26 protein-coding genes are annotated in these 22,964 nt (G+C 65.3%); 12 read left to right on the top strand and 14 right to left on the bottom strand.

Features of this window, described 5'->3' with window-relative positions; translation table 11 throughout:
* Nucleotides 1-161: 161 nt before the first annotated feature.
* From ACSQ86_RS10135 to ACSQ86_RS10160, 6 genes are read left to right on the top strand one after another with little or no spacing between them, the layout of a single operon-like run.
* The gene (locus ACSQ86_RS10135) at nucleotides 162-932 is read left to right on the top strand and encodes an ABC transporter ATP-binding protein (RefSeq protein ID WP_436290620.1); all 771 of its coding nucleotides are present in this window, start codon (nucleotides 162-164) and stop codon (nucleotides 930-932) included.
* Complete coding sequence (locus ACSQ86_RS10140) at nucleotides 933-1,643, top strand: ABC transporter ATP-binding protein (protein WP_436303533.1); 711 nt, start codon at nucleotides 933-935, stop codon at nucleotides 1,641-1,643.
* Between the two features lie 22 nt (nucleotides 1,644-1,665).
* A complete protein-coding gene (locus ACSQ86_RS10145) occupies nucleotides 1,666-2,859 on the top strand; it encodes an ABC transporter substrate-binding protein (protein ID WP_436303534.1) in 1,194 nt (397 codons plus the stop codon).
* A 34-nt stretch (nucleotides 2,860-2,893) separates the two neighbouring features.
* Entirely contained in the window at nucleotides 2,894-3,769 is an 876-nt protein-coding gene (locus tag ACSQ86_RS10150) for a branched-chain amino acid ABC transporter permease (protein WP_093102459.1), read from the top strand.
* Nucleotides 3,770-3,781: 12 nt separating this feature from the next.
* Nucleotides 3,782-4,768: a branched-chain amino acid ABC transporter permease gene (locus ACSQ86_RS10155; RefSeq protein WP_093102461.1), complete on the top strand. Its 987-nt coding sequence runs from the start codon at nucleotides 3,782-3,784 to the stop codon at nucleotides 4,766-4,768.
* 2 nt (nucleotides 4,769-4,770) lie between these two features.
* Nucleotides 4,771-5,709 carry an SMP-30/gluconolactonase/LRE family protein gene (locus tag ACSQ86_RS10160; protein WP_436303535.1) on the top strand — a complete coding sequence of 313 codons (939 nt, stop codon included), beginning with the start codon at nucleotides 4,771-4,773 and terminating at the stop codon, nucleotides 5,707-5,709.
* A 15-nt stretch (nucleotides 5,710-5,724) separates the two neighbouring features.
* On the opposite strand, the gene ACSQ86_RS10165 is transcribed toward ACSQ86_RS10160, so the two are convergent.
* Genes ACSQ86_RS10165 through ACSQ86_RS10185 form a run of 5 tightly spaced genes read right to left on the bottom strand, consistent with a single transcriptional unit; the run spans nucleotide 5,725 to nucleotide 11,441 of the window.
* The gene (locus ACSQ86_RS10165; RefSeq protein WP_093102464.1) at nucleotides 5,725-6,768 is read right to left on the bottom strand and encodes a lipocalin-like domain-containing protein; all 1,044 of its coding nucleotides are present in this window, start codon (nucleotides 6,766-6,768) and stop codon (nucleotides 5,725-5,727) included.
* Between the two features lie 2 nt (nucleotides 6,769-6,770).
* Complete coding sequence (locus ACSQ86_RS10170; RefSeq protein WP_436308826.1) at nucleotides 6,771-7,841, bottom strand: PLP-dependent cysteine synthase family protein; 1,071 nt, start codon at nucleotides 7,839-7,841, stop codon at nucleotides 6,771-6,773.
* 27 nt (nucleotides 7,842-7,868) lie between these two features.
* Nucleotides 7,869-9,656: a cytochrome c biogenesis protein DipZ gene (locus tag ACSQ86_RS10175; RefSeq protein WP_436308827.1), complete on the bottom strand. Its 1,788-nt coding sequence runs from the start codon at nucleotides 9,654-9,656 to the stop codon at nucleotides 7,869-7,871.
* A 25-nt stretch (nucleotides 9,657-9,681) separates the two neighbouring features.
* Entirely contained in the window at nucleotides 9,682-10,998 is a 1,317-nt protein-coding gene (locus tag ACSQ86_RS10180; protein WP_436303539.1) for a sensor histidine kinase, read from the bottom strand.
* Between the two features lie 23 nt (nucleotides 10,999-11,021).
* Complete coding sequence (locus ACSQ86_RS10185; RefSeq protein ID WP_436303540.1) at nucleotides 11,022-11,441, bottom strand: organic hydroperoxide resistance protein; 420 nt, start codon at nucleotides 11,439-11,441, stop codon at nucleotides 11,022-11,024.
* 188 nt (nucleotides 11,442-11,629) lie between these two features.
* On the opposite strand from ACSQ86_RS10185, the gene ACSQ86_RS10190 reads away from it, so the two are divergent.
* Nucleotides 11,630-12,370, top strand: a complete 741-nt coding sequence (locus ACSQ86_RS10190) for a response regulator (protein ID WP_093102472.1) — start codon at nucleotides 11,630-11,632, stop codon at nucleotides 12,368-12,370.
* Nucleotides 12,371-12,502: 132 nt separating this feature from the next.
* Here the strand turns inward: ACSQ86_RS10190 and ACSQ86_RS10195 are convergent, their stop codons facing one another.
* Both ACSQ86_RS10195 and ACSQ86_RS10200 read right to left on the bottom strand, forming a co-directional pair.
* On the bottom strand, nucleotides 12,503-13,063 hold the full coding sequence (locus tag ACSQ86_RS10195) for a thioredoxin family protein (RefSeq protein ID WP_436308828.1): 561 nt from the start codon (nucleotides 13,061-13,063) through the stop codon (nucleotides 12,503-12,505).
* A gap of 23 nt (nucleotides 13,064-13,086) precedes the next feature.
* On the bottom strand, nucleotides 13,087-13,464 hold the full coding sequence (locus tag ACSQ86_RS10200; protein ID WP_436303542.1) for a hypothetical protein: 378 nt from the start codon (nucleotides 13,462-13,464) through the stop codon (nucleotides 13,087-13,089).
* Between the two features lie 302 nt (nucleotides 13,465-13,766).
* Here ACSQ86_RS10200 and ACSQ86_RS10205 point away from each other — a divergent pair, with 302 nt between their 5' ends.
* The gene (locus ACSQ86_RS10205) at nucleotides 13,767-14,780 is read left to right on the top strand and encodes an alpha/beta fold hydrolase (RefSeq protein ID WP_436303545.1); all 1,014 of its coding nucleotides are present in this window, start codon (nucleotides 13,767-13,769) and stop codon (nucleotides 14,778-14,780) included.
* 19 nt (nucleotides 14,781-14,799) lie between these two features.
* Here the strand turns inward: ACSQ86_RS10205 and ACSQ86_RS10210 are convergent, their stop codons facing one another.
* Nucleotides 14,800-14,940: a DUF2182 domain-containing protein gene (locus ACSQ86_RS10210; RefSeq protein WP_436308829.1), complete on the bottom strand. Its 141-nt coding sequence runs from the start codon at nucleotides 14,938-14,940 to the stop codon at nucleotides 14,800-14,802.
* Between ACSQ86_RS10210 and ACSQ86_RS10215 the strand changes: the two genes are divergently transcribed.
* Nucleotides 14,939-15,208, top strand: a complete 270-nt coding sequence (locus tag ACSQ86_RS10215) for an FkbM family methyltransferase (RefSeq protein WP_436303549.1) — start codon at nucleotides 14,939-14,941, stop codon at nucleotides 15,206-15,208. The genes ACSQ86_RS10210 and ACSQ86_RS10215 overlap by 2 nt on opposite strands.
* Before the next feature lies 1 nt (nucleotide 15,209).
* On the top strand, nucleotides 15,210-15,407 hold the full coding sequence (locus tag ACSQ86_RS10220) for a hypothetical protein (protein WP_436308830.1): 198 nt from the start codon (nucleotides 15,210-15,212) through the stop codon (nucleotides 15,405-15,407).
* Between the two features lie 78 nt (nucleotides 15,408-15,485).
* Here the strand turns inward: ACSQ86_RS10220 and ACSQ86_RS10225 are convergent, their stop codons facing one another.
* Together ACSQ86_RS10225 and ACSQ86_RS10230 are read right to left on the bottom strand one after the other, a co-directional pair.
* Nucleotides 15,486-17,222 (bottom strand): IS1634 family transposase, encoded by a 1,737-nt coding sequence (locus ACSQ86_RS10225; protein ID WP_436306663.1) that lies wholly within the window; start codon nucleotides 17,220-17,222, stop codon nucleotides 15,486-15,488.
* A gap of 215 nt (nucleotides 17,223-17,437) precedes the next feature.
* Nucleotides 17,438-18,358 (bottom strand): LysR family transcriptional regulator, encoded by a 921-nt coding sequence (locus tag ACSQ86_RS10230; RefSeq protein WP_093102480.1) that lies wholly within the window; start codon nucleotides 18,356-18,358, stop codon nucleotides 17,438-17,440.
* A gap of 134 nt (nucleotides 18,359-18,492) precedes the next feature.
* On the opposite strand from ACSQ86_RS10230, the gene ACSQ86_RS10235 reads away from it, so the two are divergent.
* Together ACSQ86_RS10235 and ACSQ86_RS10240 are read left to right on the top strand one after the other, a co-directional pair.
* A complete protein-coding gene (locus ACSQ86_RS10235) occupies nucleotides 18,493-19,233 on the top strand; it encodes an SDR family NAD(P)-dependent oxidoreductase (RefSeq protein ID WP_093102482.1) in 741 nt (246 codons plus the stop codon).
* Nucleotides 19,234-19,246: 13 nt separating this feature from the next.
* Nucleotides 19,247-19,459, top strand: coding sequence for a tautomerase family protein (locus tag ACSQ86_RS10240; protein ID WP_093102484.1), 213 nt, complete (start codon nucleotides 19,247-19,249; stop codon nucleotides 19,457-19,459).
* 26 nt (nucleotides 19,460-19,485) lie between these two features.
* Here ACSQ86_RS10240 and ACSQ86_RS10245 read toward each other — a convergent pair whose 3' ends face one another.
* From ACSQ86_RS10245 to ACSQ86_RS10260, 4 genes are all read right to left on the bottom strand, one after another.
* Nucleotides 19,486-20,526, bottom strand: a complete 1,041-nt coding sequence (locus ACSQ86_RS10245; RefSeq protein ID WP_436303551.1) for a MerR family transcriptional regulator — start codon at nucleotides 20,524-20,526, stop codon at nucleotides 19,486-19,488.
* A 102-nt stretch (nucleotides 20,527-20,628) separates the two neighbouring features.
* Nucleotides 20,629-21,399, bottom strand: a complete 771-nt coding sequence (locus ACSQ86_RS10250; protein WP_436306278.1) for a CPBP family intramembrane glutamic endopeptidase — start codon at nucleotides 21,397-21,399, stop codon at nucleotides 20,629-20,631.
* Between the two features lie 278 nt (nucleotides 21,400-21,677).
* Entirely contained in the window at nucleotides 21,678-22,427 is a 750-nt protein-coding gene (locus tag ACSQ86_RS10255) for an AAA family ATPase (RefSeq protein WP_093102684.1), read from the bottom strand.
* Nucleotides 22,428-22,481: 54 nt separating this feature from the next.
* Nucleotides 22,482-22,946 carry a GNAT family N-acetyltransferase gene (locus ACSQ86_RS10260; RefSeq protein ID WP_436306279.1) on the bottom strand — a complete coding sequence of 155 codons (465 nt, stop codon included), beginning with the start codon at nucleotides 22,944-22,946 and terminating at the stop codon, nucleotides 22,482-22,484.
* Between the last annotated feature and the right edge of the window lie 18 nt (nucleotides 22,947-22,964).

The following is a 22,964-nucleotide window of genomic DNA, read 5'->3' on the forward strand; positions in this document are numbered from 1 at the left end:
CTTCCAACCAGCTGACGCTGGTTGCAGTGCAGCATAGGCATTTGCCCCAGTAGGCAAGTTTGGTTACCGCTGCAAACAATGCGGTCCGCGCAACCATGGTGGTGCGCTCAGATGGACCGCATGACTGATCTTTCCTGCCAGCACACGGGCGACCGCGCGAGATGAGCGACATCATTCTCGAAACACGCCAGCTCACCAAGGAATTCAAGGGCTTCACCGCGGTCAGCAAGGTCGATCTCTCGGTCGTACGCGGATCGATCCATGCCTTGATCGGCCCCAACGGCGCCGGCAAGACGACCTGCTTCAACCTGCTGACCAAGTTCCTCGAGCCCACTTCGGGAACCATCCTGTTCAACGGGATGGACATCACGAACGAGCGCCCGGCGCAGATTGCGCGGCGCGGCATCATCCGCTCGTTCCAGATCTCGGCGGTGTTCCCGCACCTGACCCTGCTCGAGAACGTGCGCCTGGGCCTGCAGCGCGCGCTCGGCACTTCCTACCACTTCTGGAAGAGCGAGAAATCGCTGAAGCCCCTCGATGAGCGCGCCCGCACGCTCTTGGCCGAGGTGGGGCTGGAAGAACTCGCCGACGAGCAGACCGTGAACCTGCCCTACGGCCGCAAGCGCGCGCTCGAGATCGCGACCACGCTTGCGATGGAGCCCGAGCTGATGCTGCTCGACGAGCCCACGCAGGGCATGGGCCACGAAGATGTGCACCGCGTGGCCGAACTCATCAAGCGCGTGTCGGCCGGCCGCACCATCCTGATGGTGGAGCACAACATGAGCGTGGTCTCGACCATCGCCGACACCATCACGGTGCTGCAGCGCGGCGCCGTGCTGGCCGAGGGGCCGTATGCCGAAGTCTCGAAGAATCCGCAGGTGATGGAAGCCTATATGGGCACCACCGACGGCCAATTGCAAGGAGCGCATTGAATGGCCGTTCCTGCACTCGAAATCAAGGACCTCCACGCCTGGTACGGCGAGTCGCATGTGCTGCATGGCGTCGACATGGTGGTGCAGCCCGGCGAGGTGGTCACGCTCCTGGGCCGCAACGGTGCGGGGCGCACCACCACGATGCGGGCCGTTCTGGGCCTCACCGGCGCGCGCAAGGGCAGCATCAAGGTCGGCGGCGTTGAAACCATCGGCATGCCCACGCACCGCATCGCGCACCACGGCATCGGCTACTGCCCGGAAGAGCGCGGCATCTTTGCAAGCCTGTCGGCCGAGGAAAACCTGCTGCTGCCGCCCGTGCTGAAGGGCGCAGGGCAGGGCATGTCGGTGGACGAGATCTACGCGATGTTCCCCAACCTGGCCGAGCGCCGCAACAGCCAGGGCACGCGCCTGTCGGGCGGCGAGCAGCAGATGCTGGCGGTCGCGCGTATCCTGCGTACCGGCGCCAAGCTGCTTCTGCTCGACGAGATATCCGAAGGCCTGGCGCCCGTGATCGTGCAGGCGCTGGCCCGCATGATCCACATGCTGCGCGGCAAGGGCTACACCGTGGTCATGGTGGAGCAGAACTTCCGCTTCGCGGCGCCGCTGGCCGACCGTTTCTACGTGATGGAGCACGGTCGCATCGTCGAGAAGTTCGGCGCAGCCGAACTCGAAGCCAAGATGCCGGTGCTCCATGAACTGCTCGGCGTCTGATCATTTTTCTGAAGGAGTCAACATGAAAACGCAACTCACCGCACTCGCGCTGGCCATCGGCGCACTGGCCCTTGCTTCCGGCGCACAGGCGCAGGACAAGGTCACGATCGGGTTCGTGACCGACATGTCGAGCCTGTACGCGGATCTGGAAGGCAAGGGGGGCGCCACGGCGATCCAGATGGCAATCGACGACTTCGGCGGCAAGGCGCTCGGGAAGCCGATCGAGCTGCTCTCGGCCGACCATCAGAACAAGGCTGACATCGCCGCCTCCAAGGCGCGCGAGTGGATCGACACGGCCGGCGCCAGCATGATCTTCGGCGGCACCAATTCCGGCGCGATGCTTGCGATAGCCAAGGTGGCGCAGGAGAAGAAGCGCGTGTTCTTCACCAATGGCGCGGCCAGCTCGGCGCTCACCAACGAGCAGTGCACCCCGTACACCGTGCACTACGCCTACGACACCGTGGCGCTGGCCAGGGGCACCGGCGGCGCGGTGGTCGATACCGGCGGCAAGACCTGGTTCTTCCTGACGGCCGACTACGCCTTCGGCCATGCGCTCGAAGCCGACACCGCCAAGGTGGTGAAGGAAAAGGGCGGCACGGTGGTCGGCGCGGTGCGCCATCCAACCAACGCCTCGGACTTCTCGTCCTTCCTGCTGCAGGCGCAAAACTCCAAGGCGCAGATCCTGGGTCTGGCCAACGCCGGCGGCGACACCATCAACTCGATCAAGGCCGCCAAGGAATTCGGCATCGGCAAGACCATGAAGACGGCGGGCCTGCTGGTGTTCCTGACCGACATACACAGCCTTGGCGTGAAGAACACGGAAGGCCTGCTCCACACGACCAGCTGGTATTGGGACCTGAACGACGACACGCGCAAGTTCGCGGCCCGCTACTTCGAAAAGACCAAGCGCATGCCCACCGACATCCAGGCGGCCGACTACTCGGCCACCACGACCTACCTCAAGGCGGTCGAGGCGGCCAAGTCGACGGATGCCGACAAGGTGATGGAACAGCTCAAGAAGCTGCCCATCAACGACTTCTATGCCAAGGGCACCATCCGCGCCGATGGCCGCATGGTGCACGAGATGTACCTGGTGGCGGTCAAGTCGCCGGCCGAGTCGAAGAAGCCCTGGGACTACTTGAAGGTGGTCAAGACGCTGCCGGGCGACCAGGTCTTCACGACAAAAGCCGAGAGCAAGTGCTCCCTCTGGAAATAAGCTGACTCACTGATCTCGTTCATCGCCTTCCCGTATGCAAATTTCACTGCCTGCCCTGCTGAGCCAGCTCCTTCTCGGGTTGGTCAACGGATCGTTCTACGCGATCCTGAGCCTTGGGCTCGCAGTGATCTTCGGCCTGCTCAATGTGATCAACTTCGCGCACGGCGCGCTGTTCATGCTGGGCGCCGTGCTGACCTGGATGGCGATGAACTACTTCAACGTCAACTACTGGGTGATGCTGGTCGCGGCGCCGATCATCGTCGGCCTGTTCGGCGTGCTGATCGAGCGGCTGCTGCTGCGCTGGATCTACAAGCTCGATCATCTCTACGGTCTCCTGCTCACGCTCGGCCTCACGCTGCTGATCGAAGGCGTGTTCCGCTCGGTCTACGGCGTCTCGGGCCTGGGCTACGACGCGCCCGATGCGCTGTCGAGCGCCACCGATCTCGGCTTCATGGTGCTGCCCAACTACCGTGCCTGGGTGGTGGCGGCCTCGCTCGTGGTCTGCTTCGCGACCTGGTTCGTGATCGAGAAGACGCGGCTGGGCGCCTACCTGCGCGCAGGCACCGAGAACCCGCGCCTGGTCGAGGCCTTCGGCGTCAACGTGCCGCTGATGATCACGCTGACCTATGGCTTTGGCGTCGCGCTCGCGGCCTTCGCGGGCGTGCTGGCGGCGCCGGTGATCCAGGTCTCGCCGCTGATGGGGCAGAACCTCATCATCGTGGTGTTCGCGGTGGTCGTGATCGGCGGCATGGGCTCGATCATGGGAGCCATCTTGACCGGGCTCGGCCTCGGCGTGATCGAGGGCCTGACCAAGGTCTTCTATCCCGAGGCATCCTCCACCGTCGTGTTCGTGATCATGGTCATCGTGCTGCTCATCCGGCCGGCCGGCCTGTTCGGAAAAGAAAAATAAGACGCGAGCCGCATGAAAAAGCTATCCCTCGTCATCTACCTGCTGCTGCTCGTCGCGCTGATCGTGGCGCCCTTCGCCGGCGCCTACCCGGTGTTCGTGATGAAGCTCATGTGCTTCGCACTGTTCGCCTCGGCTTTCAATCTGCTGCTCGGCTACACCGGGCTCCTGTCTTTCGGCCACGCGGCCTTCCTCGGCGGCTCGGCCTACGTGGCGGGGCAGGTGATGAAGGTCTGGGGCCTGACGCCCGAACTCGGCCTCATCGCCGGCACGCTCACTGGCGCCTTGCTGGGCTGGCTGTTCGGCGTGCTGGCGATCCGCCGTCAAGGCATCTACTTCGCGATGATCACGCTGGCGCTGGCGCAGATGATGTTCTTCGTCGCGCTGCAGGCCAAGTTCACCGGCGGCGAGGACGGCCTGCAGGGCGTGCCGCGCGGCCGGCTCTTCGGCCTGCTCGATCTGCAGAACGACCTCACCATGTACTACGTGGCCCTGGCGATCGTGGTCGCTGCCTTCCTGCTGATCGTGCGCACCATCCATTCGCCCTTCGGTCAGGTGCTGAAGGGCATCAAGGAAAACGAGGCACGCGCGCTCTCACTGGGCTACGACGTAAGCCGCTTCAAGCTGCTGGCCTTCGTGATCTCGGCGGCGCTCTCGGGCCTGGCCGGTTCGCTCAAGACCCTGGTGCTGGGCTTCGCCACCTTGTCCGACGTGCACTGGACCGCGTCGGGTCAGGTCATCCTGATGACGCTGGTGGGCGGCCTGGGCACGCTCTCCGGCCCGCTGGTCGGCTCGGCCGTGGTGGTGCTGCTCGAGAACAAGATCGGCGAGTTCGGCAACCTGCTCGCGCGCATCACCACCATCGACTGGTTCAACACCCTCGGCGAGTCGGTCACCATGGTCACCGGCCTGATCTTCGTGATCTGCGTGCTGGCCTTCCGGCGCGGCATCATGGGCGAGATCATCGCCTTCGTCGAGCGGCAGCGCGGGCCGCGCGCCTAGCCATGTGGCAGCCCGCTGAACGTTACCCCGATCCTGCCGTCGAAATCCTCGACCCGCGCTTCGCGAAGTACCGCATCACCAGCGCCGCCGTCGAGCGGCTGGCGAGCGGCTTCCGCTGGGCCGAAGGACCGGTGTGGTTCGGCGACGGCCGCTACCTGCTGTGGAGCGACATTCCCAACAACCGCGTGATGCGCTGGGACGAGGAGACCGGTGCGGTCAGCGCGTTCCGCAAGCCCTCGAACTTCGCCAACGGCCACACGCGCGATCGCCAGGGGCGACTCGTCAGCTGCGAGCACGGCACGCGGCGCGTGACGCGCACCGAGTACGACGGCAGCATCACCGTGATCGTCGACCGCTTCGAGGGCAAGCGGCTCAATTCGCCCAACGACATCGTCGTCAAGTCGGACGATTCGATCTGGTTCACCGATCCGCCCTTCGGCATCCTCGGCCACTACGAAGGCCATGCGGCCGAGGCCGAGCTGCCCACCAACGTCTACCGCGTCGACAGCCGCACCGGCGAGGCCACGGTGGTGTGCGGCGACGTCAACCGGCCCAACGGCCTGTGCTTCTCGCCCGACGAGCGCCGGCTCTATGTGGTGGAGTCGGGCACCTTGCCGCGCCGCATCCGCGTGTTCGACTTGAGCGATGACGGCCGCCGGCTCCAGAACGACCGCGTGTTCCTGCAGACCGAGATGGAGGGCTCGCCCGATGGCTTCCGCTGCGACGTCGACGGCAACCTGTGGGCCGGCTGGGGCACCGGCGAAGGCCGCGACGGCGTGATGGTGTTCGCGCCCGACGCCACGCCGATCGGGCGCATCGCATTGCCCGAGCGCTGCGCCAACCTGTGCTTCGGCGGCATCGCGCGCAACCGGCTCTTCATGGCGGCGAGCCAGTCGCTCTATGCGCTCTACGTCAACACGCAGGGTGCGCGCGGCGGTTGAGGCGCCTCACATGCCTCACATGCGAAGGGCCTGCGCGTAGCCGGTCATCTCCAGATAGCCGCGGCCGACGCGCCGCCCGCCGTCGTCCTGCAGATCGCTCAGGCCTTCCCAGTAGACGGCGCCGGTCGAACCCCGGCTGTCGAGCTCCTGATCGTCGAGCAGTGCCTGCACCCTGAAGACGCCGGCCGGCGTCTGGATGCGCCATCGGGTCGGGTAGGCCGCGCGCGTGCGCGGGCTGGTCCAGGTGCTTTCGGCGTCGAAGCGCAGTTCGTCGTGGCCGAACACGCGCAGCGTTCCGTCGGCGCTGCGCAGCGACCCGCCGAACCACAGGGCTGTGCCGTCGCGCCGGCGTATGCGAAAGGCCATCAGTGCGCCGCCGTCGTCGAGGTTCATGCCGATCCAGTCCCAGCCGGCCGCATCGGGATGTAGGTAGGCTTCGCTCCACTCGTGATCGAGCCATGCCTTGCCCTGTACGTCGAAGCCGCGGCCTTGCAAGGTGAGGCGGCCCTGCGTCGCGAGCTGCGGTTCGCTGTAGTAGTAGCTGGCCTGCTCGGCATCGGGGCCCTTGCGCGAGAGGCCGTCCTTGCCTTGCAGCAGCACCGGCTGGGTGGCTGAAAAACGCAGGTCGAGCCCGAAGCCCTCGGCCGGCAACTTGGCCGTGTAGCCCTCGGCATCGCGCTTCAGCGTCCAGTTGCGCAGCCGGACGTCGGTGCCCTCTTCGGCGGCCGACGCCACGCCGAAGCCCGCACGCGCGATGCGCTCGTCGTGCCAGAGCTTGCGGCCTTCAAGATCGGTGAGTGCCGCATGCGCAAAGATCAGCTGACGCGCCGCGAAGTCCGAGCGCATTGCCTGCGTCGCAACGACCCGCGAGCGGAAGAAGGTGAGCTGGAAGCCGAAGTCGCGTGCCCCGGCCTGCGCATGGCCGGTGATGTACCACCACTCGGTGCGCAGATCCGAATGGCTGCCGAAGTCGCGTGGAAACTGCAGCATGCGCGGCGGCAGCGCCCATGCCGCCGGCGCCGCGAGTGCCGACAGAAGCACTGTACGGCGCGACAGCATGCTCAACTCGCCAGCAGTGCGTCGACGCGCTGCTGCGCCGCGCTGCAATCGCCGAAGGCATTCGCCACCCACGCCGCATCGTGGTAGCTCGGCAGGTAGCGCTCGCCCGCATCGCACAAGAGCGACAGGATCGAGCCTTGCCGCCTCGCCGCGCGCATCTCGCCGGCCAGCGCCAGCATGCCGATGAAGTTGGTGCCGGTCGACGGGCCGACCTTGCGGCCCAGCAGCGCCGAGAGCGCGCGCATCGCGGCGATCGAGTCGGTGTTCGGCACCTCGATCATGCGGTCCACCAGCGAAGGGATGAAGCTGGCTTCCACGCGCGGCCGTCCGATGCCCTCGATGCGCGAGCCCGGCGCCGTCAGCGTCGCGTCGCCGGTGCGGTGGTAGGCCGCGAACACTGAGCCCTCGGGATCGGCCACGCAGACCTGCGTGTCGTGGCAGCGGTAGCGCACATAGCGCCCGATGGTCGCGCTGGTGCCGCCGGTGCCGGCGCCGACCACGATCCAGGCCGGCACCGGGTGCCGCTCGTGCGCCATCTGCTGGAACATGCTCTCGGCGATGTTGTTGTTGCCGCGCCAGTCCGTCGCGCGTTCGGCGTAGGTGAACTGGTCCATGTAGTGGCCGCCCGCGCGCTCGGCAAGCGTTCGGGCTTCGTCGTAGACCTCGGCCGCGTGGTCGACGAAATGACACTGGCCGCCGTAGAAGGCGATCTGTGCGATCTTCTCGGGCGAGGTGCTCTTCGGCATCACGGCGATGAAGGGCAGACCCAGCAGTCGTGCGAAGTAGGCCTCGCTCACCGCGGTCGACCCGCTCGAGGCCTCGACGACCGTGGTGCGCTCGCCGATCCAACCGTTGCACAGCGCGTAAAGGAAGAGCGAACGCGCCAGCCGGTGCTTGAGGCTGCCGGTCGGGTGCGTCGATTCGTCCTTGAGGTAGAGGTCGATGCCGTGCGCGGCGAAGGCCGGCAGCGGCAGGGGGATCAGGTGCGTGTCGGCGCTGCGCTGGTAGTCGGCCTCGATGCGGCGGATCGCGCTGCCGAGCCAGAGGCTGTCGGGAGGGGAGGCATGGGTCACGCCGACGAGTCTACAAGCCCTGTGCGCTCAACCGAAGGTGAACGCGTAGGCCTGCGCGCCGGCGTCGAGGAATTCGATCTCGAACAGGCGGTCGTTGCCGGGCGACGCCTGGCGGACGAGCTGGTAGAGCCGCTGCCCGTCGATCGTTCCGTTGCCCTGGGCGTCGATGTCGAAGCCGTGGTCCGTGAGCGGCGGCTTGCCGTCCACCAGCACCTTGAAGCGCACCGGTTTGCCGTCGGCCGAGGGCCCGAGCACCAGGTGCACGTCGCGCGCATGGAAGCGCAAGGCGATGCGGCCGTTGGCGCGGTTCGCGACTACGCGCTCGCGTTCCACCGTCCAGTCGCCGGCGAGCGCCCAATGGTTCGTTCGCAGCGAAGCGGCAGCCTGGTAGGCGTTCGCGCGATCATTCGCGATGCCTCCCGGCGAAGCGAAGCCGTGCGTGCGTTCGTAGCCCAGATAGGTTTCTCCGGACAACGCGGGTGAAGCGCCCGGCGCGGCCTGGACGCCTTCGCCCTGCGGCGCGACCAGCCCGGCCGGAACATGGCTTCGCCCAGCCTCGGCCAGCAGTTGCTGGATGATTCGTTCCAATTTCTCGTACCGGTTCTCTCCGAACTGGTGATGGCGGATGCGCCCCTCTGCATCGATGAAATAAAAGGCGGGCCAGGCCTGGTTGTCGAAGCCGCGCCAGATGGCGAAGTCGTTGTCGATGGCGACCGGAAAGTCGATGCGAAGGTCCTTCGCCGCCCGGCGCACGTTGGCCGGGCGCTTCTCGAACGCGAACTCGGGCGCATGCACGCCGATGACCACCAGGCCCGCATCCTTGTACTTCTCCGACCATGCGCGAAGGTAGGGCAGGGTGCGCAGGCAGTTGATGCACGAGTAGGTCCAGAAGTCGACCAGCACCACCTTGCCACGCAGGTCTTCGGTCGTCAGCGGGGCGGAGTTGATCCACTCGGTCGCGCCAGCCAGTGAAGGAAAGACGCCCTCGATTCCGAGCATTCGCGCGGGTGCCGGTTCGCGGGCGGCTGCCGTCGGGATCAGCCCGGTCTCCTCGGGACGGAGGCTCGTATCGGGGGGCTGCGGCTTCTGGCGCTCGATCTTCTCGACGAGCGCCTGCTCCAGTGCCGACGTGGTGCCGACCGAGAGCCGGGCGAGCAAGCCAGTGTCCAGGCCCAGTGCGATGGCGGTGACACCCACCAGAACTGCCGCACCGGCGCCACGCCGGATCCACTCGCCCGTGTGGAGCGATCCCTTCAAGGCCGCGAACACGCGCCCGCCGAACAGCAGCGCTGCCGCCAGCGAGGTGCACGCGCCGGCCGCATAGGCCAAGAGCAACAGCGAGGTGCCGACGCTGGCGCCATTGAGTGCTGCGCCGGTCAGGATCAAGCCGAGGATCGGACCCGCGCAGGGCGCCCAGAGCAGGCCCGTGCCCACGCCCAGCAGGAGCGGCGAAAAAACGGAAGGCCGCGCGGAAGTCCCATCCGCCTGGGAGTCGGACAGGCGGATGCCGAGCGCGACGAGCGGCCTGCTCAGACGGTCGGCCACGGTCGGGAACAGCAGCGTGACGCCGAACACCGCAAGCAGCGCGATCGCGGCGTAGCGCCCGTACTCGTTGAGCTCGACCACCCAGCCGCCGCCCACCGCGGCCAGCGTGGCGATGGCGGCAAAGGCCAGCGCCATGCCGAAGAGAAGGGGCAGGCCGTGCGATCGGAACGGCCGGTCGGCGCGCGCGAACACGAAAGGGAGCACCGGCAGGATGCACGGGCTCAGGATGGTGAGCACGCCGCCCAGGTAGGCCACGATCAGAACGAGCATGATGTTTCTCGATGAGGTGCTGCGGTCAGGCCGCGCCGGGTTTGAACAGGGTCACGCGGGCTTCGAGCCCGCCTTCGCTGCGGTTGTGCAGGCTGAGCTCCGCGCCCATCGCCATCGCGAGCTGGTGCGCGATGGCGAGTCCCAGGCCCGTGCCGCCGGTGCTTCGGTTGCGCGAGCTTTCGACCCGGTAGAAGGGCTTGAGCACGGCCTCCAGCTCGTCGGGCGGGATACCCGGTCCGTTGTCGAGCACCGCGACGACCAGCCGGTCCGCCTCGGCATGCACCCGCACGCGCACGTCGCTGCCGAACTTCAATGCGTTGTCGATCAGGTTCACGAGGATCCGGCGCAGGGCATTGGGGCGCGTCACGATCGGCGCGTCGATGCGTCCCTCCAGCTGCACGGCCTGGCCCGAGTCCTCGTAGTCGGCGACCATGCTTTCGAGCAGCGCATCGGCATCGATGCGCAAGGGCGGTTCCGTCGCGCCATGCAGCGTGCGCGCATAGGTGACGCCTTCTCTCACCAGCGCGTTCATGGCATCGAGGTCCTGCCGGAATTTGAGCTGGTCCTTCTCGTTGTCCATCAACTCGGTGCGCAGCCGCATCCGGGTGATCGGCGTCTGCAGATCGTGCGAGATCGCAGCCAGGATCTCCACGCGCTCGGCCATGTAGCCGGCGATGCGCCGCTGCATCGCATTGAAGGCGCGTGCCGCGTGCGCCACTTCGGTGGGGCCTTCTTCGCCGAGCGTCCGGGCCTTCAGGTCGGGCCCGAGTTCGTCCGCCGCCGCGGCGAGCCGCGCCAGCGGCCGTGTGACCAGCCGCACCGCGAACCAGGCGCAGACGGCCAGCACCACGAGCTGGATCGCCAGCAGCCACATGACCCAGTTCGACACCGGCATGCCTACCCGTCTTGCATCGACGATCACCGGGCTGCCGTCCGCCAGCTTCACCTGGATCCGAAGGCCTTCGGTCGGTTCGGCGACCTGTGCCACCTTCACGACCTCGAACGGATGCAGCGCGTTGACGATGGCGGCGGCGAACTCCTGCACCAGCGGCGTCGCGGGCGCGGGGCCCGTGACGCTGCCGTCCAGCATGAAACGGTAGTTGCGCCGCTCCAGCCGGCCCAGCCAGCTCGCGCGCTCCGCGGCGGGCAGGCGATCCAGGATGGCGATCGAACTCGCGATGTCGCGCTCGATGCCGCTCATCATCAGCTCGCGCAGCGCCATGCTGCGCTCGTAGCGGATCGCTGCGAAGGTCAGCAACTGCGCGATCGCGAGGCCCACGACGATGATCAGCGTTACGCGGGAGAACAGCGAGCGGGGGATCAGCCGGCGCATGGTGGGCATGGATGGGTTATAGACCCCGCCGCTCAGACCAGGTTGATCTCGACGCCGATGTTGCCCCGCGTGGCTTTGGAATACGGGCAGGTCTGGTGTGCGGCATCGACGAGGACCTGGGCGACTTCGCGCTCCACACCGGGCATGCTGACCTTGAGTCGGGCCTGCAGGAAGTAGGCGCCGTCCGTGGTGCCCAGGTCGACTTCGGCGTCGACGGCGAGGTCGGCCGGGAGCTTGACCTTCATCCCGGCCGCAGCGATCCCGATCGCGCCGATGAAACAGGCCGACCAGCCGGCGGCGAACAGTTGCTCGGGATTGGTGCCGCTGCCCGCGGTGCCGGGAGACGAGAGCTTGATGTCCAGGCGGCCATCGGAACTGCGGGATTCGCCGTTGCGACCGCCCGAAGAGGTGCGGGTCTTGCCGGTGTAGATGACTTTCTCGATGCGTGTCATGGTGGATTCCTTGGTTGGTTGAAGAACTGACGGCACGATTGTTGGTGCGGATCCTCCGGAAGGAAGCGGACTTCGTATTCCTGTGTATCCGGACCGTCTTTCTCAACAGTAAATTTCACAATCGTCGACCTCGGCGCGGGCGCGGACTACATTGCGCTTGCAACACCTGCGTTCGAAGCCACACTGCCATGACTCCCAAGACTTCCGACCACATCCTCATCGTCGACGACGACCGCGAGATCCGCGAACTGCTCACCACCTACCTGGTCAAGAATGGCCTGCGGGTGGTCGCCGTGCCCACTGGCCGGCACATGCGCGCCGCGCTGGAGGAATCGGGCCCCTTCGACCTGATCATTCTCGATCTGATGTTGCCGGGCGAGGACGGGCTGACGCTGTGCCGCGACCTGCGCACGGGCAAGTACAAGGCAATCCCCATCCTGATGCTGACGGCGCGCAGCGAAGAGGCCGACCGGATCCTCGGCCTCGAGATGGGCGCCGACGATTACCTGGCCAAGCCCTTCTCCGCCCGGGAACTGCTCGCGCGCATTCGCGCCGTGATGCGCCGCACCCGGATGCTGCCTCCCAACATGCGCTCGACGGAGGCGGCCCAGAAGCTGGCCTTCGGTGAATGGCAGGTGGACACCACCGCGCGGCACCTGCTCGATGCGAGCGGCACGATGGTCGCGCTGAGCGGCGCCGAGTACCGGCTGCTGCGCATCTTTCTCGATCACCCGCAGAAGGTGCTGAGCCGCGACCAGCTGCTGAGCCTGACGCAAGGCCGGGAGGCGGACCTCTTCGAGCGCTCGATCGACCTGCTCGTGAGCCGGCTGCGCCAGCGGCTGCGCGACGACGCGCGCGAGCCGCGCTACATCAAGACCGTGCGCAGCGAAGGCTACGTGTTCGCATCGGCGGTGGAAGCGCTCGACTGAGGCGGCCAGGTGCGGGCTCGCCTTTCCGGCCCCGTGCGTTGACGGGCCGTGATGCAATGGCAACTCGTCGGATTGCGGATCTCGTGCGAGATGCCGCCCGCCAGGAAGAGCAGGGCAAGCCAGATCTTCATCTCAGGAGCCCGCGGGCCGCTGCTCTGCAAGAAGCGCCTGGATCTTCTTCTCGGTTTCGCCGTAGCGTCCCTCGCCGAAGTGCGAGTAGACGATCTTTCCTTCTTTGTCGATCAGGTAGACGGCAGGCCAGTACTGGTTGTTGAAGGCCCTCCAGGTCGCGTAGCTGTTGTCCTGCGCGACCGCGTGCTTGATCTGCAGTTTCTTGATGGCGTCCTGGACGTTCTTGGTCGACTTCTCGAACGCGAACTCCGGCGTGTGCACGCCCACCACGACCAGGCCCTGGTCCTTGTACTTCTCGTGCCACTCCTTGACGTAGGGCAGGTGGTTCAGGCAGTTGATGCAGGTGTAGGTCCAGAAGTCGATGAGGACCACCTTGCCGCGCAACTCTTCCATCTTCAGCGGCTGGGAGTTGAGCCAGGTGTCGATCTTCTGGAACTCCGGTGCCGACCGGGTCTCGCCGGCAGCGGTGTCGCCGCCGATCGGAGGCGCAGCGAAGGTGAGCGCGGCCACCGAGACGGCGGCGGCCACGGCGAGCGGAAGTGCGATGGATCGGATGTTCATGGCGATGACTTTCGATTTCGGATTCAGCGCAGCGTGGTGCCGCCTTCGACCCGCGTCTGACGCGTCGAGGAAGCCCTGTCGATGTCGTAGTAGGCGGGCACGCGGCTGCCCGCGAAGGCTTCGACGCGCAGGTTCTGGTTGGGGGCGTGTGCGCGTGCGCGCGCTTCGGCCAGCACCGCGGCGCGGTCGCGCGGCGCTGTCGGCGCGGCAGCCACGACGGAAGAAGCTGCATCCGAATACGGGTTCGCGGCGTGCGCCGCTGCCACCGCCTGTGCGCGGACCTCGCTGCGGCTCTGCGTCGACTGGAGCTGCAGGACGCCGTGGTATTCCTCGGCATAGGCCTGCGTGACGGCAAGCACGGCGAACGAGGCGGCGATGGCGATGCGGGAGAACTTCTTCATGGTGATTTCCTTCGGGTGAGTGATGAGGCTTGCTTGGAAGCGAACGGATTCTTGGTCACGTTCGTCCTCGCCGGCGCACATCGCGTATGCCTCTGTATCAGCGCGAGAAATCCACACATTACGTTTCGCAGTCGGGTGTTCAAGGCCGAGTCTGCGCTGTTTGCATCGACTCTTGTATGCCTGTGTATCTACAGGCGCCGAGGTACGCGCACATACAAGATCGCACTCGGCGTGACACATCACGCATACATGTCGCGAATCCAATGGAGCCATCGCCAATCACTGCATTCAAAGGAACGCACATGCCCGAAGCAATCAATCGTCAACGCCGCATTTTTCTGGGGAGTGCCGTCGCGAGCGTCGCAGCTGCAGAACTGGCATTCATGGGTGTCGCCAACGCAGCGACCAAGCTGCCGAAGCTCGAACCGATCAGGCAGATCCGGGCCGGCGAGCTGGATGTCGGCTATTACGAAACCGGGCCTGCCGACGGCATCCCGGTGCTGCTGCTGCACGGCTATCCCTATGACATCCACAGCTATGTCGATGTTGCGCCCCTGCTGGCCGCGCGCGGGTGCCGCGTGATCGTGCCGCACCTGCGCGGACACGGCAGCACCCGCTTCCTCGACAGCGCGAACCCGCGCTCCGCCCAGCAAGCCGCCGTGGCACTGGACCAGATCGCATTGCTGGATGCCTTGAAGATCGACCGTGCCGTGATGGTCGGCTACGACTGGGGCGCGCGCACGGCCTGCATCATCTCGGCGCTCTGGCCGGAGCGCTGCCTCGGGCTTCTTTCGGTCAACGGCTACATCATGACCAACCTTCCGGGCAACAAGCTGCCCCTGCCGGCGAAGGCGGAGCACGGCTGGTGGTACCAGTACTACTTCGCCACCGAGCGCGGCCGTGCGGGCCTCGAGGCGAACCGGCGCGACATCGCACGCATCCTGTGGACGACGAACTCGCCGAAGTGGAAGTACGACGACGCCACCTTCGAACGCACCGCCGCGTCCTTCGACAACCCGGACTACGTGCAGATCGTGATCCACAACTACCGCTGGCGCCTGAGCCTCGCGGATGGCTTTCCGCAGTACGCCGAGCTGGAGAAGCGGCTTGCCGCGCTGCCTTCGATCAGCGTTCCCACCATCACCATGGACGGCGACTCCGACGGCGTCGTGCCGGCCACCGACGGCAAGGCCTATGCCTCGAAGTTCACGGGCCCGCGATCGCACCGGATCGTGAACGCGGGCCACAACGTGCCGCAGGAGGCGCCGCAGGCCTTTGCCGATGCCGTCTGGGCGCTCGCGTCTGCGCGCGGCTGAGGCAGGCGCCGGCGATTTCCTAGCCAGAGCCTGCCATCAGTTTGATGCCACCCAGGGCGATCAGCACCATGCCGAGCGCTGCAGCCAGACGGTCCCCGCGAGGCAGCAATTTCTCGAGCGCGACGGCGATCGAAAGCGCGGCGACCCAGGCGAGGTTCATGACCCCGCCGCGTCTGGAGACCGTGAACGTCGGGTACTCCCGCATCGTCGACGCCCCGCTGAGCGACAGCACCATCCAGGTGAGGTGCTGGAAGCTGGACGACTATTTCCAGGAAGTGAAGAACATCCGCCTGGTCAAGATCGATGTCCAGGGGCACGAAGCGCAGGCCATCAAGGGCATGGAAGGAATCCTGCGCAAGTGCTCGCCCGTCGTTGTATTCGAAACAGCACTTCAGTGCGTTCAAGGACGGCAAGTCGGAGGCGATTGAGTTGCTCAAGGAGAACGGCTACACGGAGGTCTACTTCGTCGACAGGGTTCCTTCGACGCAACGGGGAGGGCGCGTCGGCAAGCTCTGGTTCTTCCTTTGTTCGCTGCTCATGGGCTTCAGGCTTGTCGTCAAGAAGCGGACGGAATTGGAGCCGGCCTTCTACGAGATGCTGATTGCCAAGAAGGCAGTGCCTGCCTAGCCCGAAGTTCCCCGAAGCGACGAACGAGATTCCCTTGTGACTCAAGCACTTGCTTGAGTTGGCGAGGAAGTTTTCTGTCTACGGTTTGATGTTTTGCACGAGCGCGAGGGCGCGCAGGTGCAGCGGCTGCGCGTTGGTGAGGAGCTCGAAGGTGGGCGCCTCGGGCCCGGCCTGTGGGGTTCGGCAGGTGTTGCGCACGATGGTGGCGAGCTCGGCCATGAGGGTGGAGAAGCTGTGCACGGGGGTGCCGTCGTCCAGTGTGTGACGGGCCGCCTTGTCCAGCGCCGCCTTGGAGCGCGTGGCCGGCGCCACGGGATCGCGCGTAGCCTTGGCTTGCTGCTCGGTGTCGGCAAACATCAACTCGCGCCAGGCCTCGCGCATGTGCCACTCGACGTAGTAGGCGAGCATGCACAGGAAGATGTGTGCGCGCACCCGATCGGCGGTGCGGTGGTGGATCGGGCGCACCTTCAGGTCGATCGTCTTGAGCGAGCGGAACGCGCGCTCAACGTTGGCCAGTGACTTGTAGTTGCGCACGCAGTCGGCCGAGTCCATCTGTGTGGGCGGCACCGACGTGCGGATGATGTAAATGCCGTCCAGCGCCGCCTCGGCAGCGATGGCGTCGCGCTTGCGCGCGAAGGTGAAGGTGGTGTCGCCGATCGCCAGCTCGAAGTGCTTGGCGACCTTGTACTGGTTGACGACCTTGCCCACGCGCAAGCCGATCTCATCCTTCCCAGCGAGCTTGCCCGCGTCCACGCGGGCCTTGATCTTCTGCAGGTTGGCCTCGGTGGCCGCGAGCAGTTCCTCGCGCTTGTGCGTGCGCAGCTTGGCCAGTTCCAGATTGCGGCACGCCACCAGGCGCTCGCCCGGGTAGTCCGGCGAGCTCAGTTCGAGCAGATTGCGCTCGTCGAACAGGTCGAGTTGCAGTTGCCCCTGCTCCACGAGCGCGCGGATCGACACGCTCTTCAATGCGCTGATCCACCCCACGCCCTCGCACTCGCGCATCTCCTGGATCGCCTTGTTGGAGATCATGCCGCGGTCGCCCACCATCACCAGCTGCTCGACGCCGAAGTCTTCGCGCAGTCGCTTGAGCTCGGGCAGCAAGGTCAGGCTGTCAGCGACATTGCCCTCATGCACCGACACGGCCACCGGGCAGCCGCGCGCATCGGTGAGCAAGCCGTAGTTGACCTGCAGCAACCCCTTCTTGCCGTCGCGGCTGTAGCCGAGCTTGGCCAGGGGACAACAGCTACCCTCGAAGTAGCTCGAGGACAGGTCGTACAGCACCAGGGCGCCAGCGCTCAGATGGCGCGAGGCCAGCTTCTTCTGGATGCGATCCTGGCGTTCGAGCAGCCAGTCCATCGCCGCATACAGATCGTCCTCGTCGGCTTCTGCCACGCCGAAGTCCTCGGCCAGCGTGGTGGTGTGCCACCAGCGCGTGGTGGCCAGCTTGGTGTGGGGCGCTGCGATGCGCGCGGCCACCATCGCCAGTACCAGCTCGCATTCGCGGCAGGGCTTGGAGGCAAGCAGCGAGGCCATCTCCAGGCTGGCCATCGCGGCGCCTGCCGCCTGCACATGGCCATGGGGACGCGAGTGCGTGATCTCGAACGCGCAAGCCACGGGCACGAAGGTCTCGCCCTGCAGCGAGCGCCGAATGATCTCGATGAGTTCATCGGGCAGGTGCGACAGATTGCCCAGGGTCTCGTTCTTGACCTTGCCGTCCTCGCGATAGCTGCGACGCAGCAGGTGGGTGCGATAGACCTGGTCCTTGTAGGTGCGCGTCGTAGTGACGACGTGAGCGGTACCGGTGCGGGCTGCCATGTAGAGAAATCTAGTCGACGAATGTGAAATTTGCAAGTCACTTTAGTGACTACATGTATCGCCCAAAAAAATCCTCCACGGAGGAGGATTCATCAGCGGCGACAAGTACTTGCCGCCGTTGGAGTGACTACAGAGGGCGGGGAACTTCGGCCTAGCCCCTCACCAGTGTGGCCGCCGCCGGCTGCTGACGGAGATACGGAAGAACTTCTCGGTGTTCAGGGCGTAGGGAGTCGCAATTCAGCGATCAGAAAGTCGATGAAGGCCCGGACCCGCAGCGGCGTGTGACGGCGATCGGGATAGATCAGCGAGAAGGGGCGAGAGCGGCCTCCGGCTTCGGGCAGCAGCTCCTGGAGGCCGCCACGGCGCAGGTCCTCCTGCACGATGTAGCGGTAGGTCTGCAAGAGCCCGGCGCCATGGCGCGCCAAGGTCACCATGCCCATGTAGTCGTCGGCGCAGCGGTAGCTGGGCGGCGTCTCGAGTTCGATGTCCTGTCCGTCGCGCCTGAAGAGCCAGGGCACCGGTTGTCCGGTGCTGGGCAGCACGAACTGGATGCACTCGTGCGCCGCCAGCGCCTCGAGCGAATCCGGCCTGCCCGCGCGAGCCAGGTAGGAGGGCGCGGCCACCAGCACCAACTCGGCGTCTTCGAGCTTGCGCGCGATGAGGCCGGAGTCCGGCGGCGCGCGTCCCCGAATCGCGAGGTCGAAGCCTTCGCCGGTGAAGTCGATATTGCGGTTGCTCAGGTGAAGCTCGATCCGCACCTTTGGAAAGCGCTCGCTAAAGCGCGGCAGCAACGGCAGCACGCGGTAGTGGCCATAAGGTGAGGCGATGCTGAGACGCAGCACGCCAGCCGGGGCCTGCTGCTCGCCGGTGAGCTGGCTCTCAGCATCGCGCATCAGGCTCAGCGCCTGGCGGCACTGTTCGTAGTAGGCGCGGCCCCCGTCGGTCAGATGAATCTGGCGGGTGGTGCGCACGAACAGGCGAACACCCAGGCGTGCCTCGAGCCGTGCAATCGAGCGGCTCACGGCGGCGGGGCCGAGGCCGGCGGCCAGGGCCGCGGCGGTGAAGCTTTCCAACTCGGCGGCGAGACAGAACAGTTCCAGGCTGCCGAGCATCAGATCGTCGAATTGGCGGCTCATGCTTGTTCCATCGAGTAACTAATGAAGTGACAGTCTATGTCTTTATTCACCCCAGGTGCATCAATACCATTGACCCATGTTTTCAAACCCAGGTGCCGCCTCAAGCAGTGGACGCCCTTACCAGGAGAAACGAAATGACCCAACGCTCGCCTCAAACCGTGATCGTCACAGGTGCCTCCAGCGGCATCGGCCTTGCCATCGCGCGAGCCTTCCTGCGCCGCGGCGACAACGTCGTCGGGAACGCGCGCACGCTCGAGCGCCTGCAGGCCGCTGATCTCGCGCAGGACTTTCCAGACCAGTTCCTCGCGGTTGCCGGGGACGTCGCCGATCCGGCGACTGCCAAGCGGATCTTTGCCGAAGCGGTCGCACGTTTCGGCCATGTCGACGTGCTGGTCAACAACGCGGGCATCTTCACCCCGAAAGCCTTCGCCGAGTACACGGCCGCGGATGTCGATGCGCTGGTCGGCACCAACCTCAAGGGCTTCTTCTACGTCTCGCAGGAAGCGGTGCGCCACATGACGCCGCGCAAGCAGGGCCATATCGTCAACATCACGGCCAGCCTCGCCTTGCAGCCGAATGCCAGCGTGCCCGCGCTGCTGCCGGTCCTGGTCAAGGGCGGTCTCAACGACGCGACCCGGGCGCTGGCGCTCGAACTCGCGCCGCACAACATCCAGGTAAATGCCGTCGCACCCGGGATCATCGACACGCCGCTCTACACGCCGGACATGCACGCCTTCCTGAACACGCTGCAGCCGGCAGGCCGGATCGGCGCGCCGGCGGACATCGTGGACGCGGTCCTGTACCTGAGCGATGCATCCTTCACCACGGGCGTCGTCCTGCCGGTGGATGGCGGCATGAGCACAGGCAAGTGGTGAGGGGAGGCCAGCCATGCCCTACGTCAACATTCAAGTGACTCGCGAAGGCGTGACCGCAGAGCACAAGGAGCAGCTCATCGCCGGTGTGACCGACCTGCTGGAGCAGGTGCTGAAGAAGCCGCCGGAACTGACCTTCGTCGTGATCGACGAAATCGACACCGACAACTGGGGTCATGGGGGTCGATCCGTGACCGCGCGGCGCCGCGAAGAGGCGAAAGCAAAATAGCGGCGTCGGAAAGAAGATGCCCAGGTTCAGCGATTGCGGGTCGGTTGTCGCCACGCGATAAGCCCTGCTGTTCTGGCCCGCACTTCAGGCGAAGCCAGACAGGTGGCGACAGCCTCATAGCCTGGAGCGCCGGGATATGGGGCGACCTGAGTCGGTGGACTGTGGTTCGCGGGGCAGAGGATGATTGCTTCGTCCGGACCGACAGCAGACAAGTCGAGGATTGCGCAGGAGCGAGTGAGCATGAAGATCGGCCGCGCGCCGGATCCACGGCGGCGCAGCCGGGCAATCAGAGCCTCTTGGGTGGCTTGGTCTAACCCTTGTTCGATCATGTCCACGACCAGGGCATCCGGCCCGTCTGCTTCTAGCCCAGCGAGCAATGCAACCAAGGCATCCGACGGCGTAGCGCCATCCTCTACAAGCCAGGCCAGGGCCCGATCGAGCCGAGACCTCAAATGGGGCGCGCCGTTCAGCCGTGATTTTGCTGCTGCACCGCCATCTGCAAGTCTCTCCAGGCCAAGCAAGGCGGCGTTGGGCAGCGCTTTGGCGAGGCATTGCGCCAGTCGGGTCTTGCCGCTGCCGAGCGGACCGATGATGTAGTTCAGAGGCCGGATTTCGCGAAGTTCGAATCGCTCCCCACCCCAAGGCCACGGCAGGTCGAATGCGACGCGGACCTCCGAGACGGGCGCCAGCAAGCCCGCCAGTTCGCCAATGGTCGGAGTCTGACCTTGCGCAACGTTGCTTCGCAAGCCACGGACCTTCTCGACAGTGTGTGCAAGTTGACGAAGTTGCGCTTCCAGCGCTGTTTGGTGAGCGGCCAATGTTTGCTCCAGGCCTTGGGAATTGCCTTCCAGCACCCGTCCCACTTGGGCAAGACTGAAGCCGAGCGCGCGAAGAGCGACGATTTCGGCAGCGCGAGTCATCTCCTCTTGACCATAGGCGCGCCATCCCGCCGTGGTTCGGCCAGGGTCCACCAGGCCGCGCTGCTCATAGAGCCGTAGAGCCTTGGCCGAAACGCCGAGCCGCCTCGCGGCTTCGGACGGACTCAGATACTGGGCGGGAGATCGCATGAAACGTTCCTTTCGATCGATCTTCCCTTTTTAAAGGGTGCCCCTGGGGTCGGGTCAACAGTTGGCCTGACGGGCCAGGTCTGACGCGTGCAGGGCTTGCGCCTAAGGGCTGCGCTGCTCGGGCAATTGCTGGCCACTGCGATTCGTGAGCATGCGCCGCAACGCAATAGCACCACAAGCGGCGGCCGCCAGAGACGCGGTCCACATCGAAAGAACAGCTTCAATGGACAGCTCGCCGTTCGTGCTTTGCGCCAAGCCAGTCAGCACGATGGTTCCACTGTTGTACGCGCCATGAAGCGCGATGCACGGGATGAGAGACCGGGTCCGCTCATAGAGCCAGCCCAGAATTGTTCCAGCGACGAGACCGACCAGGAACTGGTACATGTTCAGATGAACGGCCCCGAAGAGCACGGCCGATCCGAAGATTGCCGTTGAGCGCGAGTACCGTTCGAGAAAGCCTCTCAGCACGATTCCCCGAAAAAGCATCTCTTCAAGCACCGGCGCAAGCACGCAAACCGCCAGCACCGTGGCGATGTCGTTGGTGCCAACGCGTTGAAAGAACTGCTCTTCCCAAGCAGAAAGCGGCGCAATGCGAACCAGGAGTTCCTGCACGTATCCCATGAACAGCAGCAGCGCGGGCACGAGCAGCAGCACTGGCGGGACTATCAGCGCCAGCGTCGCCTTCGCCGACGACGGAGAGTCGTGAAACAAGCTGCGATAGGTGATGTTCCGGAAGTGCATCACGAGGGCGAAGACACACCCGTTGCCAAGGAGCACCGTCAAGGCCTGGTGCTGCTCCAGCGATAGCCCAAGCATTCCATTGGCGTCGCGAAGCGCAGATGAGACAGCGACCTCGCAAAGCACCAGCGCCACGTACAAGAGAAATGCTTGGTGGGCCGTCGGAAATGGCTCCAACCTATTTCGCATCAGGCGGTACTCGTGAGATGCCGAGCGGCAGCAGGCACATTGCCATTTCTCGACGCAAGTAAAGCCAGCTCGATGCCGGAACCCCAAAACTTCATCTCGATGCGCTTCCTGTTGTTGCTTGACCCGGGGCTTACCCAGGAGGCAGAGATGATACGAAATGTTTCGCTCACCCTGAGGCGCGCATATTGGCCGTCCGCTGACTCTGTCTCAACAGCTTCGATGAGCTAACGTTCCAAAAGAATGCGAAGCATGCGCTCCGGGTTGGCGAGGAAGTCGCGGGTGACCTGGAAATGCTCGGTGTCCTCATAGGCAACCTTCGCAACTCCTTCCTTGCTGCATTGATAGATGCATGCATCGGGATAGGCCATGAGGATCGGCGAGTGAGTCGCGATGATGAACTGGGACGCGTCCAGGACGAGGTCATGCATGCGCGACAACACGGCAAGCTGCCGTTGGGGCGAGAGAGCGGCCTCCGGTTCGTCGAGGATGTAGATGCCTTGCCCGCCGAAGCGTTCCATCATGAGCGCCATGAAGGATTCGCCATGTGACTGTTCATGCAACGAGCGGCCGCCGTAGGAGTCGATGGCAGGTGGTCCGAACGAGGGCTCGGCATCGAGATTCTCGATCTCGGTGGCGACGTTGAAGAAGCTTTCTGCCCGCAGGAAGAACCCGTCGCGAGGCCGTTTGATGCCCTTGGCAACGCGAAGGTATTCGTGCAGCTCCGAATGCGATTGCCGGGTTCCGAAGCGGAAGTTCTTGCTGCCGCCCTCGGCATTGAAGCCCAGCGAGACTGCAATGGCTTCGAGGAGCGTCGACTTGCCGGACCCGTTCTCCCCCACGAAGAACGTGACCTTCGGATGAAGGTCGATGTGTTCGAAGGAGCGAATCGCCGGCAGGCAGAACGGGTACCGCTCGAACGACTCGACCTTGTTGCGCAGCAGGGCGACGCGACTGACGTACTGGGTTGAGATCATGAAATCCAAGCGCGCGAGCGTAGGGGAAACTGCCTTGCGTCGAGCGAGACCGCCCTACAGATCCAGCGCCAGAAACTTGGTGCCTGGAATCGGGTTGAAGACGTAGGGCCCGATCGATCTGAACCCTAGCGACTGGTAGAGGCCTTGAGCGGCGCCCATTGTGGGCAGCGTATCGAGACAGATGCGGGCGTACCCTGCTTCACGCGCCTCCTGACAGACGCGTTCCGCGAGTCGTCGCCCGAGCTGCTCGCCGCGTGCCTGGGGCCGGACGTAAAGGCGCTTCATCTCGCCCGTGCTGGCGTCGATGGGGCGAAGCGCGATGCACCCGAGCGCGTCCGTACCTCTCCACGCAAGCAATATGCGGCCGGCAGGCGGCTCGTACTTGCCGGGCAATGCGGCCACTTCAGCTTCGAAGCCCTGGAATTCCAGGTCGATGCCCAAGCTTTCGGCGTACTCGCGAAAGAGGACGCGCACCGTGTCCAGGTCGCGCGGCAGCTCGGCAGCTTTGATCTCAATCATCGTCATCGAATCGTGCCA

This window comes from Variovorax sp. LjRoot130, assembly GCF_964253755.1.
Taxonomy (GTDB): domain Bacteria; phylum Pseudomonadota; class Gammaproteobacteria; order Burkholderiales; family Burkholderiaceae_C; genus Variovorax.